A 17,489-nucleotide genomic window follows, 5' to 3' on the forward strand; every position below is an offset into this window, starting at 1 on the left:
GAGATGTTTGAAAAAGTATTTAATAAAATTCGCGGGTTCTTTGATCCTTATTGGGACTTTCAAATGGCAGGCTCTCTTAGAGCGTTCTTTACTTACCTGAATGCTGCGGATAAAAATCCGGTAATACGGATGTGGGTAGATGATTCTCCCGGTAATGGACACCAGGGCTCTACGGTGGGAATACTCCGGCAGTTGGTGAACAATGTAGTTCCGGATAACGGATTCGGATTTAGTGGAACTATAGAGGTCTATTATGGACCAGGAGAAGATAAAGATCCTACTTTACCCAAACTATTTAATCTGCTTCCGGAGCTCCGGGGGCAGCATACCGGCGAGATTAACAATGCACAAATAAGGCTGATAGAGTGCAAAGAAAAAACTCCTGCACCTAAGCCGATTGTTAACCTGGGTTTTACAGGCGGAGCAGATGAAGGGGAGGACGATGGAAAAATAATCCCTCAGCATTTTGCGAAGCGACTGAATGTACGATTCTTTCTCCGGTTGCAACCATACAGGTGGGGCGCCCCTGAACAAATTCAGCTATTAACAAGTGACAAACCTATTAGTCTCACAGCACAATCGGTATTGGGGTATAGTAGCTTTAACCAACGGGCATTTTATATCAGAACTCCAATAGCAGTACCCCGCTGGGATTTATATGCAAATACTCCTTATAAAGCGCAGGCAGAAATTATAGAGTGGCTGACTGCTATGGCTACAGAGTTAGATTTTGCACCAGTGTATGGCATTCGTACCTCTGGTAACATGCAGCTGGCCAAAACTGCCCAGGACAGGATGTTTGAAGTGGTGACTGGTATGTTGGCGTCGCAACGCTCAGAGGGGAGGAAAAGACCTGGCGCAAAACCAATCATAGTGGTGAGCTGTGATATCTTCGTAGATGGTATAAGACCTACTACTGTAGCTGGAAGTCTTAGTATTCTTGTTGACGGAGGTCCAACTGAGCCTGAGGCGTCTGCCATGACCGACCTGAGAGATGGAGGCTGGTTTAGTGGAGGTCAAAAAATTGAAGTATCAGAAGAAGATCAAAAAAGGAATAAGGAGTTAGTTCAGCAATACGAGGTAAGGGCTGCCTATCTGCGAAATGTTAATTCAATGAACCGGGTCAGATATGTATGGAAACCTGATTCCGTGATGAAAGTGCGTGCCGAGATGAACTGGCTGAGCGGCAGCAGTGATCGTTTACTATTCATTCAGTTGGGAAGGATTCCCCAGCCGTTGTATAGTTATCTGTTGCAAAAGGCGACATTACCACCGGTTTTTGAAGGACAGGGAACCGCCAGCACTACCCTTAATATAGGAAATTATTACCTGCATGTTGCAAGGCCTGGTAGTACAGTTGTTCAGTTTCCTACCACAATTATTGGTCATAAAGATGACCATGAGGACACTAACATTGGCGATTTTGTTTTCTTTGATTTTTACCCTTCTGTTCCTAAAAATATTCAGGAAATTGCAAATGAAATTAATAGGCCACTGCATTTATGGCCAAAGGATGCCGGTATAAATCCTGCTGAAAGAGTCGGTAAATTCATTAAAGACTATAAGCAGGGTAACACGGGAGGCTACCGGAAATATTTTGAAGAAGTGGCTGCGTTCTATCAGAATATTGACAATGATAAATTTCGTTATGGCGCAAGCTTTCTCAATCATGTCATTGCTAAAGAAAAACAGGTACTGTCATTTAAGGCTGCCGGCAAGGCAGGAGATAATGACGAGCCGGTTCTTACCCAGTTGCTAAGTAGTTTACAGCAACACCTGTCCCCCAAAAAAGTACTTCAACTTATTCCTGGCACACTCGATTCAGGCGCTATTTATGATTTTTATATTGATCTCCTCGGTACCGAAAACCCGTTTGTAATTGATCAGGCAGAGATAACGCCGCAGTACGATAAGGATAATGTAATTATCAGCATCCTGGTAGTTGGTACCACTGCAGCTCTTGGCGCAGCACAGGCTGTAAACATCGTTTTTACTGCTCCCGAAGCTGTCATTACAGGCAAAGTGAGATTTACTTTTGAGGATACCTGGGCACCGGATCTGATACCATGGATTCAGTTCAGTAATCCTTATATTGAATTATATACGATCAACGCTAAAACAATTTCCTATGGAGCCGTAGGAGGAAAAATAGATACTGCCGGGTTGGAGCTGAGCCTTCAGTTACCAGTCAGGGACGGAAAGTGGCAATTCATCGGCAATTTTCAAAAGCCCTATCCGGGAATTTCCAGGGCTTTCCAACTTGCAGGAGGTATTGACCTGACACAGGTATTACCGCCGCCATTTGATGCCCTGGCGGATTTTGGCCTGGAAAATACACAGCTGGTTTGCAATACAATAACTAAACAGGTTGAGTACATAGGATTCGGATTCTCTACGAATAGCAGCTTCCGGCTATTGCCGAACCTTGTATTAGAAAATATAAAAGCAACTGTTATCGTGCAGGATCCCGGTTCCGTAGCCAACAGGAATACCGATTGGTCTTTGTATGGAACTTTTAAAATCGGTAGCCGACACGATGCGGGTATTGTTGCATTAGGGGGGATGAGTCCCGGGCTTACATTCAATGGTAGCCTCCAATCAGGGACCATTCAATTTACTGATCTGTTGTCAGTGTTCCTGCCAGGAATGGATATTAGCCTGCCTCAACAACCTTCCATTACTGCGTTTAATGCGACTTTTAATATTAAAGATACCAGCCTGTATACAATAAGTTGCAAGTTGAATATCGACTGGCCATTTAAGATCTCCGGTGTCACAGCCCTTACCATCAATGACGTTGGGATTGATGCACAAAGTCAGTCCACCGGGCTTTCTATGGCAATAACCGGTGCTATAACAATTCTTCCGGATACACCTTCCGCTTTCGGTTTAGGCCTTTCGGCGGCCTATTATAGCGAAAAAAAGAACTGGCGGTTTTTAGGACAGCAAACCTCGGGAAAGGTAAAATTAATCGAACTGCTTAAATATTACACCGGCTGGGATACCGATTTTGAAATTAACATAGATGACCTCTTACTTCAGATGGAAACGCTCAACAGCTCCTGGGAGTTTTCGGGCAAAACAGCGGATCCCATCAAAATACCAGGTGTTGATCTCTCGTTGAACCTTCACCTGAAAATAGGCTACAATGGCGGTACAAAAAGCTTTGGTGGCCGGGAAACAATAACAGGCAAAGCTATCGTACCGATTTTATTGCCTGATCATAAAATTGTTTCATTGGCTTCCCTCTTACAGGAAGATCCGGCCATTGGTCATTTTGGAACAGGTCAGGCAGATATTACCTGGCAAAATATAGATATTACCGTATACTACGACTTCGCACCTGGTTACAAGAGCTTTGGTATTAAATGGGGACAGCTGGAAGGAAAGATTATCCAATCAGGTACCCCTCAGAAAACCATTGCCACCCTTAGTTTTACCCAATCCACTACGATTGGAAGCATGGTGGAAACCATGATGGAATGGGCCACCGGTAGTAAATTCAGCCTCGGCGCACCCTGGAATATCCTCGACTCCATTGCACTTAATAACCTCCTGCTTACCTTTAATTTTACCGATAAACAGGTAGGACTCGAGATAGTCCTTGACCCGGTAGAAATAGGAGTGTTTGGTATCAACATCGCTACCATCACGGGATTCAAATTGAGTTATAACTCCGGACAGGCGGACCCCAAACAGAATGGGGTACAGGTACAGCTGCAGGGGAATTTTAAATGGCAGGAAGATCCGAATAAACCATTAGGATGGGATGCCTCCAAACCTGAAACCACCCCTGCTCCGCCTGCACAGGGTAATAAATACGTGGACCTGCGCCTGCTGGCCATGGGGCAGCATGTGGAGGTAAAAGGGCTTTCCACTGCCACGAGTGTTGCAGAGGCTATTGCCATCATGGAAAAATTGCCGGATACACCCACCGGTAAAATTCCGCCGGTGGAATTAAACGCCAACAACGGATGGTTGATAGGAATGGATCTCGGGTTGTTACGCATCAGCACAGATGCTCCACCGAAATCCCTCCTCACTGCAGCAGCGGGACAAGGTGTACTGGCGGTTCCCGACGACTATGTGTTCAACCTGCAGGTGGTATTTGCTGATCCTGATCTTTACGGTCTTCGTATAGCCCTCAACGGTGATGCGGCAAAAGTTTTTAAAGGACTGCAATTCGAGATCATGTACCGGCAAATCAGCCAGTCCGTGGGGGTATACCAGTCAGAAATAACATTGCCCGATGTGATGCGTTATATCAGCTTAGGGCAATTCAATATCGTGCTACCGGTATTTGGTATCCAGGTATATACTAATGGAGATTTTCAGGTAGATCTGGGCTTCCCGTGGAATGCCAATTTCTCGCGTTCATTCACACTCCAGACCATCATATATGTGCCGGTACCTATTCCGGTGATGGGGTCCATAGGTCTGTATTTCGCCAATCTATCCAGCGCTACCACCACCAAAGTGCCTGCCTCCAAAAAAGGCATCTTTAACCCGGTAGTCGCCTTTGGCGTGGGATTCCAGATAGGCCTGGGATACGAATTTAACATCGGTATCCTCCGTGCTGGATTCAGTCTTACCGTAGCAGCGATTATAGAAGGGGTGATAGCCAAGTGGAATCCTTACCTGCCGGCAACAGCAGGTCAGCGTGATCGTCTGGAAACAGATTATTATTTTTCTATCCGCGGAACGGTGGGCATTATCGGTAAATTATACGGTACAGTAGATTTTGCAATTATTAAAGCCAGTTTAAATATAGAAATCAGTATTATCGCGCAGTTCTATTTTGCACCTTATGAACCGATAGCGTTAGCGCTTGTTGCCAATGTTACGGCTTCTGCCAGTATTAAGATATTGTTCATTACTATCAGCTTCAGCTTCTCCCTGCGTATTGAGCATCACCTGACCTTACCAGCTGTGGGCGGAACAGCGCCATGGTTTGATGAGGCAGAAAAAATATCGTTGAGCCAAAGCAGGAGACTGGAACGTGCGGAAATGGCTGTTCGGCTGCTACAACATAAGCTGTTGGCCACAAACGTTGCACTTAACTGGAACAATTTGCTGCCAGCCGCTACGCCGGTAGAATTGCAGGTATACCTGGTGCCCGGCCTTACGGCCGCCCTGGACGAAAATGAAAAAACACCCACATTGGCAGGTCAAAAGGCATGCGGGGTAGCGGTAATGATGATGGAGTCGGTAAAAGCGCCGCAGGATGACCCAATCAGCTGCAGACTCAAAGCGGTGGACCCGGTAACAGACAGCGCATTTGAAAAAATAGCCAAACAAGTGTTCAGATGGGTGATCGCCGCATTACAATCCAACCCGCTGACTGAAAAAGAAGTGGACCGGATAGTGGTAACCCGGGAACAACTGGAAGCGGTACTGGCCCGCTTTAGTGCTGCCAATAACGATATCCCTGTTCCGGAAGCGGATATCAATACATTTATGGAACGCCAGTTTAATGTAGTGGTAACTGGTATGAATAAGGATACAGACGGCACAGAAATGAATGCCACCTACTTCCCGATCCAGCCATCAGTAGGCTTTTCCCTGCAGCGTCCCGGAGCACCTGAGCCATTGGCATATACCTATGCTACCTACAATGCCACCTCCACAGATTACCTGGCTGCATTACGGGCATACTTTAATGAAATGGGGGTAAATGCAGCTTCAAACGAAAAAGTGCGGTATGAAAACTTTAGCCTGAATGATGATGACGGCCCCTCTGTCGGAAGTTTTATCTTCTCTGATTATTATGCCCTGTTGGCCAAACAGATGCTGCAAATGGCGGTTAATTCACTGGACAATTATGTTTATCCTATCCAGCCAGTGCAATGTACAGGGGATATCGTGAATTGGGTGAACCAGACGGGTAACCTGGCTAACGGACAGGAATACACGCTGGAGAAACTATTTACGGATAATAAAAGCCATGAAGTAAATGTAAACAGCATTGTCGCGATCGCGGGGACTAAATATGTTGTTCAAACAAACGATACGTTTGCATCCATCGCTTCATTGGAAATATATACCGGGGGATTTACGGCGCAAAGCCTCGCACAGCAAAATATACGAACTGGCAATCTCCTGAAAGCCGGTTTGGAAATCATTTATACCGGAAAACCTCCGTATCCCATCCTGCCGCAGCAAACCATGGAAGATATCGCAAAAGCGATGGACATCAGTACGGATGAACTCTTGCAGAACAGTAATATAGTGGGGTTGAAAGACTTGTTGATACCTGCATCCACCTTGTCGTTACCGATATTTAATTATAAAACGAAGGAGAAAGATAATCTGGATGAAATAGCTGCTAAATTCGGTACAACACAGGAACAACTTGGAAGTGTAGCTGCTAATGGAAAAATAAAAGACTTGTTTGCAGCTACAGCTAATCCCGACCTGAACATCGTACAGCTACCACAGTTCCAGGTAGCGGCATTGCTGCAGGAAATCCAGCACACGCAGGGTTTACAGCATCTGGCCGGTCTTACCTCCCGTTATTATATGGCCGGACTACGTCTTCCAACAAAAGGTCTTCAGCCAAAATATCCGGGTATGTGGGTAACGGGGGAGAAGAACGCCTATCACCTGCCTGGTAGTGCGGGTTTGTTTGCACTGTCAGGTCAGCAGTTTCCAATTCCTGAACTTGCTACAGGAGAAAGTGTGGTACTGACATTCACCAATAACGGTTGTAAATGGATCAGTTTTGATAAACAAGCTGCGCTGTCTATTGTCATCACACCCGAATCAGTGCAGTATAAACAAGCAGTGGCGCTGACTGCCTTTGCTACCAAAAACTACCTGGATGTGGGTTTGATGCAGCTGGGAACACAGGAGCCGTTTACAATCGAGGCCAATACCTATACATTCAATTCCAATGTTAACTGGGCATCTCCATCCAATGTAAAGATGCCTTACCCGGGAAATATAGGAGCGCCACAGCAGCTTAGCTTATGGAAAATTCCGGACTCACTGCTGAATCTGCCGGATCTGACGATCCATAAAATTAATCCACGCATGAGCATACAGCTGGGCGCCTATAATGAGGCTGCTCAGAAAATGGAATATAATGCATTCAATGACTATGGGTGGGGAACACAAATAGATTTTACGATCAGGAAGATAAGCCCTATCCCGGGAAGTCCAACAACAGATACCACCTATGAAGTGTTGGGTGCAGATGGTTTTAATACCCTGCTGCTGGAAAAGCTGGTAGATCAGATCGGTGATAATAATAACCTGATCGATAGTTTTCATATAGCATATACACAAAGTACTGATAAAACAGCGGGTAGTGGTATTCAGACAGATAACCCGGATCAGCTGACCATCGGACTGGCACAGGTAAATCTTACCACGGTTACCGCACCTGATCTGCCTGCGGCGATGAAGGATGATGAACAGGTCGTAGTACAGCAGCTGGTTACACCCACTAAATTTATTCGTTTGTTATGGGAGGCAAGTATCACCAGTCAGGGTGGATTTTACCTCTATTACTACAACGATAACAGTAAAGGTGGGTTTCCGGATCGTATTTTCGATGATCAGGACAACGCCCGGATTTCACTGTTGGTGTTGTTTAGTGATGTACAGCGTAATCAGCTTTGCAGCTATATGAATGTATTGGCAACTGCCAGCGCTGTTGATTTCTCCTCACATACTTTATTTGCGAAAACATGGATGCAGGATCTTCAGATCACTGCCGATAATGCCACGAGCTTTGCAGGAATTGCCGGAGATTATTTCGCGGATATGGATCAGGTAGCCGCGAATAACAAAGACATCCCACTTCGCTCAAATGCGGTATTAGCCCTGAATGGAGGCGTATATGAGGTAAGGGACAAAGCCCCGGGTTGGAAATTAAATGATATAGCGGGCTATTTTGAGGTAACACCGGAAGCTGTTAAAGCTGCAAACCCGCAAATATCAAACTGGGACACGCAGCTTCCCGTATTTACGGTCATTTATTTACCAAATCTTTCCATGGTGGTGGGGGTTGGTAAAGGAGGAAATACGCTGGGCGATATTGCCGGGTATTTTAATATATCCGTTTCCGGTATAGCATTAGCAAACAAAGATGTGCCGGGAGTTTTTGCACCTGGAAAAGTGATAGAATTTACTAGTGGTCCGCTTACCAACAAATCTACCATCAGGCAAGATGAAGCCGCCGTTAAAGCCGTTAGGAAAGTAGCGGAACCCGTTCCGTATGATCCTGCTGACAAAGACTTTGCATCGAAATATTTGCAGAATACTTTCTCATTGCTAGGTTACCAGGTATCGGAAAATGCCTTCTTCCGCAGTAGTAATATCAGTCTTCCGCTGTGCCCTGTAATACCTGGCACAACTGCAATGGCCAATAGCAAATTTGTGCTGCCGCCAAAACTTAGTGTGGACGATGTATGGCAGTATACAGATTCGCTTGCATTTACCCATTTGGTGAAAAAAGTTCAGCAGACAAAACAGGATCTTCCGGATCCTGAAAATGATCCGTATCAGGGCCTTGGAAGCTTGCTCCAGATCAGCTACAGCTGGCAGGATGTATATGGTAATGCTTTGCTGACAACGCTGGATAATCTTCAGGATGGAAATAATCCAAACAACTTCCCGATACTGATTAAATACTACGATACGCTCGTGGGGCTGAGCAAGTGGCCTGCTGTAAGTTCCAACTGGGAGGTGACCAAAATAGGTGACCAGCCGGTATTAAATCTGATCCTTAACTTTGACGCAACGGCATATGACGGCTTGTTAATCGTTCGTGCGGGGGAAGGCAATACACTGACCGCAGTATTCACTACTGCGCTGGATGAAGTTTCTGCTACGGCTGCAGCAAATTATAGTTTCAGTGACCATATTCAGATCGTTACTATCTCGCTCAATGCAGATAAAAAGTCGGTGTTGATCAAAGTGAGGGATTTGTTGCCAGGTATACAAATCATCTTGCAGGTAAAAGATATTCTCAATCAGGAAAAAAATAAAACCTATACAGGTTCCGCAAGTTTTTCCACAAACCCGGCTATTGCATCTACATCTACCATCGTGAGTAAGGCGGCTGGTGATAAACTGTTGTATGAGCAGATCTGGTATCAGCTGAATGACAAAAACGGTATTCAGCTGATGGCAAATACCAGTTTGGTGCCTGATAAGGATTTTATACCGGATGCCGCTCAAACCGATGCGCTGGTTCAGAAGTGGCTGGCTCCCATCTATAAGTATGTTGACAGCAGGGCGAAGGCGCAGGACACTGCTATTCTTCCTGATCTACAACACATGTTGACATTTACAGTCGATCCGGCTGCTATTGAAACGAAAGATGTATTCAAGCTCTCCTTTGATTTCACGATCCGAAGAATACGGCAGGACCTGGCGGGGAGCTCCAACGATGCTATTCTGATGGTCAGTACAACCATTGCTCCATTATCCGATTTGTCTGCAAATAACGGCAACAACTATACGAAGTTTATAACCGATTTTGAAACTACGTTTTCTGGAAAGATGGAGTTGAGAATAGCAGGAGGGGTAGATCGTTTTGATTCCATCGTAGCTGCTGATTCAACATTATGGGTGGTCAGGCTGGATAAAACCAATACCGGTCCCATACCCGCCTTGGGTTTTGCCATCAATAAGCTGGAGGAACCGAAACTTTTTGCACCTCGCCCGGTTGCTAATGAGCTGATCAGCAGAACTGGTGTACAGATTTGTCCGTTCGATCCCAAGACAGGACTGGATTGTGAGAATAGTATTTATAAAGATTTTATCGGTGTCGATATAAATGGCTGGTGTAAACAGGTATTTGAAAGCTTCGATGATTTACTGAGCCCGGCTTTCGTTACCTGTATTCAGATCGTGGACGCAAAAAATAAAAAAGAGAATCCGTCAGCTCCTCTCTTCTTCGATCTGCTGATCAGTCAGAAGGGGCAACTGGCCGATATTCTGAAAGATTTAATGGTGCCGGTTTTCGAGGATCAGGCAGGCGTAGATCCCACCGATATCCGGGAAGATTTTAAACAGGCATTGCTGGTAAAATTGTCTAACGCCTACAGTGTACTGTCAGGGTTCCGGTTCTCTGCCAATGTTTATAACAATAACCTCGATGCCCCCGCATACCTGTATGGGAACGTAACACAAAAAGATGATAGCGGCGAAGTCAGGGCGGGGCAGAATATACAGTTTTCAGCGGCTAAGATCAGCCTGGCTCCTGATACGCAGGCAGGGGTGAGCTTCCTGATGTCGTCGCCGCAAATAATAAAAGGACAGCAAGGGGAAGTATTACCCGTGCTCGATCTGAATTTATCTTACGCAGTAAGTGCTATTGAACATCAAATAGGGGAGCTGCCAGGTATCAAAGGTTATAAAGCTTCCTCGTGGTTACAGTTTTTCAGTAAAGACAGCAGTATCTTATCGGCACAATCGCTGTCAGATAAGGTAGTACGGGTTCCTTTGCCATTTAATATATTCCCGGAAGCGCCAGGTATGACAAAGCAAAATGGTCAGCTATCCATCAATGTTGGCGGTGTTTCCCTATCGGATCTGCTGGATTGGGACTACCTGTTTTCCTATAGCCAGTCGTTTCATTATCCCCAGGATATGCTGCATTTCAATGTACGGTTTAACCTGCTAACCAGTAAAATTGAAGACCTTGCGGGCCTGCCCGATGCGTTCAATGATATTGCGCAATTTTTAACGGTATTGCCGGGCATTAATGACGCACTTGACGCCTTGTCGCAGGTAACTATGGATAGCAGCAGCGAGCAGATAGCAGCGGCGAGTACTACATTGGCTGCTTATACTACCATGACAGGCAATATCATCAAACAGGCAAAAGGACCGGGATTACAGGTGCAACAGCATGATCTGCACTCGATAATCAGCTCCGAGGGGCCTTATCCCTTTGTTGTAAAAGAAGGCAGTGCCACCATAAACGGAATAGCCGGAGTATTGCTCGTATCTGTTGGTATTACGGGTGAAGTGCAGGCTGCTATAGGTGTTCCGGTGATAACCATTGAGGACTACGATACGGTGCCATATAATACAGATGAAACCGGTTTCTATTGCTATTACTATAAGAATACCAAAGATAGCAGTCTGTTGCCCGCTACCACAGGGCAGACAATTACCAGCCGCACAGTGGTGTTGAAGACGCTGAATATGCTGGCAAAGCAGGATGCCGCAGTATCTGTGTATATGGACAGGAACGCTGATTTGGTACCCGGTAAACCTACCAATCGGGTATTCGTATATACTACCGGGAATGTTGAGTTTCCTAATTATTATTATCCAAATTTTGTTCGGGGCGAGGCTATTGATATTGCAACGATTCCAACAGGTAAACCCGTTACTGCCCCGTTACAAGAGCAGCTGAACAATTTTTTTGATGCCCTGCTGAAGAAAAATAAACAAAGCAAACTGAGTTTTAATGTAGTGATAACATACGACTACCAGGTAAATCATCTGGGGAACAAAATCCAGTTACCGGTAATGATGCAGCCTATAAAAACATTCGACCTGGGCGATCATCCGGATAAGGCGCCTGAAGGAATGATTGATAATTGGGTAAAAGTCATCAATGACTGGTTGAAGGAGAATGGGCCTAATACAACGAATGCATCGCTTAATTTCAATGTTTCCATTTTCTCGAATCTGACAGATGAACCGAAACCATTGATCCAATTAACCAATTTGTATTTGAAACTCGCTAATATCGGGTAACGGATAAAAGGGCCGCATTTAGTGGCTGAATGGATGCTGATTTTGAAGATCACAAATAGTCGCTAAAAAGAAGAGGGTGCACTTCATCATTGAAATGCACCCTCTTCCATGATTATTTAATAACTTATTCGTATCCGTTTTTCAGCACCAGCACAGCACCTGGCTTGGCTGTCAGTTCCAGGAAGCCGTCACCTTCATTTTTGATCACGAAGCCTTTATTGCTTGCGGCAAAGAAGGTTTTGAACGGCAGCTTTAACCGGGTACGTCCGCCTTTTTCTGCCACAATTTTTACTTCAGCTACCTGTCCGCCGTCCCTGTGGGCACTGAGCAGGAAAGCGCCTTCGGCGCGCAGGTTTTCAAAAGACGCATCTTTCCAGTTGCCCGGTACGGCCGGCATAATTTCTATAAAGCCCGCATAACTCTGCAGCAGCATTTCCTGTAGTCCTGCGGCAAAAGCAAAGTTGCCTTCCAGCGTAAAGGGGCGGTACTGGAATTTTGATAAACCCGATTTGGTTTGATCGCCATTCAGGTGGAAACTGTTGATGGAACAGAATGCCCTGGCAAAGATCCGCAGATCACCGGCGGCGCCATCGCCGTCTTTTGCCCTGGCTTTCAGGTTGGCCATCCATGAATAAGAGTAACCGCACCAGTAATCAGGTCCAAGGCTATCCGTGAGATGTATGGAGTTGCGGATAATGGATTGCGCCCTGTCTCCATCTTCCCATTTAACCAAACCCAGCGGATGAATGGCCATCATATGCGAAAAGTGCCGGTGCGACTGGTTATAGGCCATGGTTGGTGCAAACATCAGCTCATTGTTGGCGGTGAGTGCAAAGTCGTCAAACTCGTTGAATATCTTTTTCCAGCGTGCCGCTTCCGCGCTTAATCCCAGTTCGGAAGCCAGTTCTGCGGCCTTGCTAAATGTGAATTTCATCAGCGCCAGGTCGTAGTTGGTGTTTTGCGGGAACCAGGCCTCCAGGCTGTTGTCGTTGATCTCCGGACTGGAGCTTATTTTCAGCTGACGGTGTCCTTCCGCATTTTTGATGGTAATATTTTCCAGGAATACAGCGGTGCTTTTAAACCAGGGATAAACCTTTGTTTTCAGCAGCTGCCGGTCCATGCTGTAACGCCATTGCAGGTAATAATGCTGCGCGAGCCAGGATGATACCGTGGGCGACAACGAATATTGAATCCAGCCGCCCATCTCGGTTCCATCCAGCGTGGTTACACCAGGAACGGCAAGTCCTTCAGTACCGAAATACATCTTCGTATAGCGTTGATAGTTAGCCTTATTCTTTTCGAGGTGATTCAGGTAGCCCATCGCTTCTTCGAGGTGATTGGCGCTATAGGCCGGCCAGTAGCTAAGCTGGGTATTGAGGTCGTGGTGATAATCGCCCTTCCATGGTGCAATGCGGCCATTGTCGGCAGTCCAAACCGCCTGCAGTGAAATAGGCGGTGCATCTTTCCGCGCCGCGGCGCCAAATTTATACTGCTCCAGGTACCACTGCTTCTCCAGCAACGTATCCGGTACATGCAATGCCGATTTGCTCCAGAATTTTTGCCACCAGCTGCTGTGCTCCTGTAATGATTTGTTGAAGTTTCCGGCCGCTGCACGTGCTGTTACCTTTGTGGCCAGCTCATTAACAGCGCTGCCGGGGAATTGGGAAGAAATACTCCATACGCCTTCTATGGTGGTAGCGTTTACTTTTTTCCAGCGAACATTGATATCATAAGTAAATCCATTCCATCCTTGTTGATGATAGTTAATGCTGTTGCCATTTTGCTGAATGGTGCCTTGCTGGTAGCCGAGTCTTGACAGATCGTCGCCACCTACCGGATCGCCGGCATTTTTTACCGCTCCCTGGTATTTCGGGGCCAGCAGCTGTGGCGCCAGGTCGGCGTTCACATGTTCAAATCTGAACCAGCCAGTTGGCTGCGCGGCATCCACAAAGGTTTTCAGTGTAGCGCCATTGGCCCATTTCACTTCGCAGAGGGCGTTGGAGAGCGTGAGGTGTACAGATTGAACAGCGCCCCAGTTCCTGGTATCAAATTCCAGCGCGCCTCCCGGTATTTTTGAAGGTGCAGGTTCTTTATCATAAGGGGCATCCAGGAGCTGCTGCACGGGGGCATAATCCTTTTTGGCCACCTGCCCAATCACCCACTGGTAGCTGAACTCTTTGCGATGCAACCCCTTCATAGGACGCATATCCCAGAGGTCGGCCCTGTCGAGCGAAAACCGCAGGTGATCATCCTTTTGCCAGATCAGCGCACCCAGCAAACCATTGCCGAGCGGGATGGCCTCATCCCAACGGGATGCCAGTTTATCAAATTGCAGATCATGTGGAGACGATTGACCAAAGGAGGTCATCGTGACGAAAGACAGCGCCAGGGCCGCAATAATTTTGTTCATCTGTTCTGTTTGTTAAAGCAACCAGTATAGTATTGAACAGCCAATTTACCCGAAAAAGTTAATATTTTCTGAAAAAGTAATGGTATGGCGGGAGCCTGCCTGCATGGGTTAATCCAGCACAAACCGGTATCCGATGCCCTTGATCGTTAGTATCTGGAGGTTTTCATCTTCTTTTAAATGTATGCGCAGGCGGGTAATATACACATCGAGGTTCCGGCTGTTGAAAAAAGAATCATGTCCCCATAGCAGGTCAAGAATACTTTTTCTGCCAATAATCCCGTCGCGCTTTTCGTATAACAGTTTTAGCAGTTCGCTTTCCCGGTACGATAATTTAGTTTCTTCCTTGCCATGGGCGAGTATCTGTCTTTTTACATCGAACAGGAATTTACCGATCCTGATATGATCGGGTGCGGGAACGGTGGCAGCAGGCGAGTACCGTAATACGTTATCGATGCGCACAATCAGTTCTTCCATGCTGAAGGGCTTTCGTATATAATCGTTGCCTCCCAGCGTAAACCCTTTTACAAGATCGGAGGTTTGGGTTTTGGCAGTGAGAAACAGGATCGGTACTTCCGGGTTGATGTTGCGTATTTCAGCGGCTACCTCAAAACCATCCTTGTTGGGCAACATCACATCGAGTACGCATACCGCAGGTTCTATGGCTTTGAATACGGATAGTACATTGGCGCCATCGCTCTCCAGCACTACTTCAAATCCCCGTCGCTGCAAACTTTCCTTAACGATCTTACCTAATGATAATTCATCTTCAACGTATAAAATTTTAATCTTCATGTCACAGGTTTTTTGACTTTACGATGCGGTTTTTATCGTAATAAATAACGGCAGCTTCTGCAAAAGGAATTTTAACGGAAAAAGTGCTGCCTTTATTCAATTCACTTTCCACTTCTATAAAGCCCATATGACGTTGAACAATATGCGATACATAACTTAACCCCAGTCCATAGCCTTTGGTATTATGCCGGTTACCATTGGGTATCCGGAAAAATTTTTCGAAGATCTTGTTTTTGTATTCTTTCGCGATGCCCATACCGTTATCGACTACACGAATTTCCAGGTACTGTTTATGATCAATAATGTGGATGAGAATATTCGGATCTTTAAGGCTGTACTTCAGTGCATTGTCGAGTAAATTATACAATACGCTGGTGAGATGCAGCTTATCGGCCATCACAATAAAATTGTTGCCAGTGGTTTGCAGGGCGGTTGTGGCGCGCTGTTTCTCGAACTGCAGCTTCATGGAGGTCATGACGCTTCTGGCCAATGCCCTGATATCAAACTGCTCTTTATTAAGGCCAATCTCCCTGTTTTCAAACATAGATAATTTTAACACCTTATCCACCAGTAAGCTGAGTCGCTGCATTTCATGCGCGGAAATATCGAGGTATTCGTTGGTGGTTTCACGATCGTCGAGCACATCAAAACTTCTCAACGCTTCAATCGCTACATTCACCGTAGCAATGGGTGTTTTCAGCTCATGGGTCATATTGCTGATAAAGTCGTTTTTGAGCTGGGCCAGCTTCTGTTGCTGCTTCAGGTTGCGGTACAGCAGCAGGAAAGAAAAAATGGTGACGCCGAGTAAGAGTACGGATATCAGTATCGGCTGACTGATACGTCGTAACAGGTACCAGCTGTTATTTTCAAAATTAACCTGGTAGCTGATCGGTTTGGTAAAACCAACCGTTACAATATTATTTTCCAGTTCATCCGGCAAAGGACCGAAGAAGCGGGGGATGGTGTCGGTAGGCACCATGGTAACGGTAAAGCCGGCATCTATCTTTTCCCGTTGTAATGCTTTGGTGTAGCGGTCTACCACTTCGTTTATGGTGATGGAATCACGGAGTGAGTCCACACCGGCGAGGAAGTCAAACACCCTTACGGAAGGAGCGCTCCTGGTACGGGCGTATGCTATGTTAAAGGTATCGTCTATCGGCCGGGCCTCTGCTTTTATAGCCATGGCCGACTGGTCGTCAGCTTTCAGCGCTACCACCATGGTGCGCTTCGCGGGTTCGAATTCCGGCATGGTAGAATCCCTGAAACGTTCCTGCAATACATTAGACATCCCCGTTACAACGCCTTGCCTCTCCGCTACCCGGAAGCTGAAATTGGAATCCAGTTTCAGCTTGGCGGCCTGCAGCCGGAAAATCGTTTCCCGGAAAAGAATATTGGTGCGGGAAGTAAACAACTTTTGTTCCTCCCGGTAATTCTTGCTCAGCCAGTATGCCTGGAAAGCAGTAATAAGCAGGATCGATAACCCGATCAGGAAAGCGGTAACCGGTATGGAAAGTTTATAACGCATGTGTGGTATGTAATGGCAATACTAACGCAAATCTATCAAATCCCTGTTCCCGGCCGGCGAACATTAACCTAAATTAACATTAAGTCAAGATACGTTAACCTGCGTTCCGGCAGGAAGAGAATAGCTTTATTTTCTTAAAATGTATACCCGATGAAAAAAATTATTTGTACGCTTCCGGTGGTGCTGTTACTGCTTTCTGCCCGTGCGCAGCAAAAACAGGGAAAAGTAATATACGAGCGCACCACGCAAATGGAAATGCATATGCAGGGGTTGGCCGATGACGTTGTACAGTCACTGCCCCGTTCCCATAAGGACAAGCTCGAAGTCCTATTTGGCAACGACCAGTCGCTTCGCCGCGGCGTAGAGGAGGATATGCCGGAAGAATTCACAGAGCGCGAAGGCGGTATGCAGGTGCACATGGTAGTTGCCGGCGGCAACGATGTAACCTACAGCAACCTGGCAACAGGACAGGTGGTGGAAGAGCGGGAGTTTGGTACAAAAAATTATATCATCATGGACAGTATCCAACACCTGAACTGGAAGTTAACCGGGGCCACCTCTACCATCCTGAATTATCCCTGCCAGCAGGCAGTGACGCAGCGTATCGGTAAAAGAGCCAACACCACGATGGAAAACGGTAAACTGGAAACAAAGGAAGTTCCCGATACCGCCAATATTGTTGTTTGGTTTACACCTGCCATCCCCGTACCGGCCGGCCCGGAATACCAGGGACAGCTGCCGGGACTGATCCTGGGCATCGATATCAACAATGGCCGTATGGTATATACCGCCACAGAGCTGAGCGACAAAACAGACCTCGAAGCGATTAAAGCGCCATCAAAAGGTAAGAAGGTGACGATGGCAGAATTTGCAAAAGAGCGGGATAAAATAATGAGCGGGATGCAGCGCAGCAACGGCGCCAGACCGATGGGGACAATACGCATTGCACAGTGATATTGTTTTTTTGCCCAGGTTTTTTTTGCCCAGGATTAAACTGATTTTGATGATTTAGATGATTTTTTTTTGATGATTTTTAGA

5 protein-coding genes are annotated in these 17,489 nt (G+C 46.3%); 2 read left to right on the forward strand and 3 right to left on the reverse strand.

The annotated features are described in order from the left end of the window. Positions 1-3 precede the first annotated feature (3 nt). A complete protein-coding gene (locus KE626_RS13710; RefSeq protein WP_211973468.1) occupies positions 4-11,724 on the forward strand; it encodes a hypothetical protein in 11,721 nt (3,906 codons plus the stop codon). Between the two features lie 124 nt (positions 11,725-11,848). Here KE626_RS13710 and KE626_RS13715 read toward each other — a convergent pair whose 3' ends face one another. The 3 genes from KE626_RS13715 to KE626_RS13725 form a co-directional block, all read right to left on the reverse strand. Next, positions 11,849-14,134 carry a glycosyl hydrolase family 95 catalytic domain-containing protein gene (locus tag KE626_RS13715; RefSeq protein WP_211973469.1) on the reverse strand — a complete coding sequence of 762 codons (2,286 nt, stop codon included), beginning with the start codon at positions 14,132-14,134 and terminating at the stop codon, positions 11,849-11,851. Between the two features lie 108 nt (positions 14,135-14,242). Beyond that, a complete protein-coding gene (locus tag KE626_RS13720; protein ID WP_211973470.1) occupies positions 14,243-14,926 on the reverse strand; it encodes a response regulator transcription factor in 684 nt (227 codons plus the stop codon). 1 nt (position 14,927) lies between these two features. After that, positions 14,928-16,451, reverse strand: coding sequence for a sensor histidine kinase (locus tag KE626_RS13725; RefSeq protein WP_211973471.1), 1,524 nt, complete (start codon positions 16,449-16,451; stop codon positions 14,928-14,930). Positions 16,452-16,601: 150 nt separating this feature from the next. On the opposite strand from KE626_RS13725, the gene KE626_RS13730 reads away from it, so the two are divergent. Then, the gene (locus tag KE626_RS13730) at positions 16,602-17,405 is read left to right on the forward strand and encodes a GLPGLI family protein (RefSeq protein ID WP_211973472.1); all 804 of its coding nucleotides are present in this window, start codon (positions 16,602-16,604) and stop codon (positions 17,403-17,405) included. Positions 17,406-17,489: the final 84 nt, after the last annotated feature.

Source organism: Chitinophaga hostae, from assembly GCF_018224885.1.
Lineage (GTDB): Bacteria > Bacteroidota > Bacteroidia > Chitinophagales > Chitinophagaceae > Chitinophaga > Chitinophaga hostae.

Bases quoted from the DNA above. Each gene is read 5' to 3' on its own strand.
- KE626_RS13710 (WP_211973468.1), top strand. From the start codon at position 4: ATGTTTGAAAAAGTATTTAATAAAATTCGCGGGTTCTTTGATCCTTAT.
- KE626_RS13715 (WP_211973469.1), bottom strand. From the start codon at position 14,134: ATGAACAAAATTATTGCGGCCCTGGCGCTGTCTTTCGTCACGATGACC.
- KE626_RS13720 (WP_211973470.1), bottom strand. From the start codon at position 14,926: ATGAAGATTAAAATTTTATACGTTGAAGATGAATTATCATTAGGTAAG.
- KE626_RS13730 (WP_211973472.1), top strand. From the start codon at position 16,602: ATGAAAAAAATTATTTGTACGCTTCCGGTGGTGCTGTTACTGCTTTCT.
- KE626_RS13725 (WP_211973471.1), bottom strand. From the start codon at position 16,451: ATGCGTTATAAACTTTCCATACCGGTTACCGCTTTCCTGATCGGGTTA.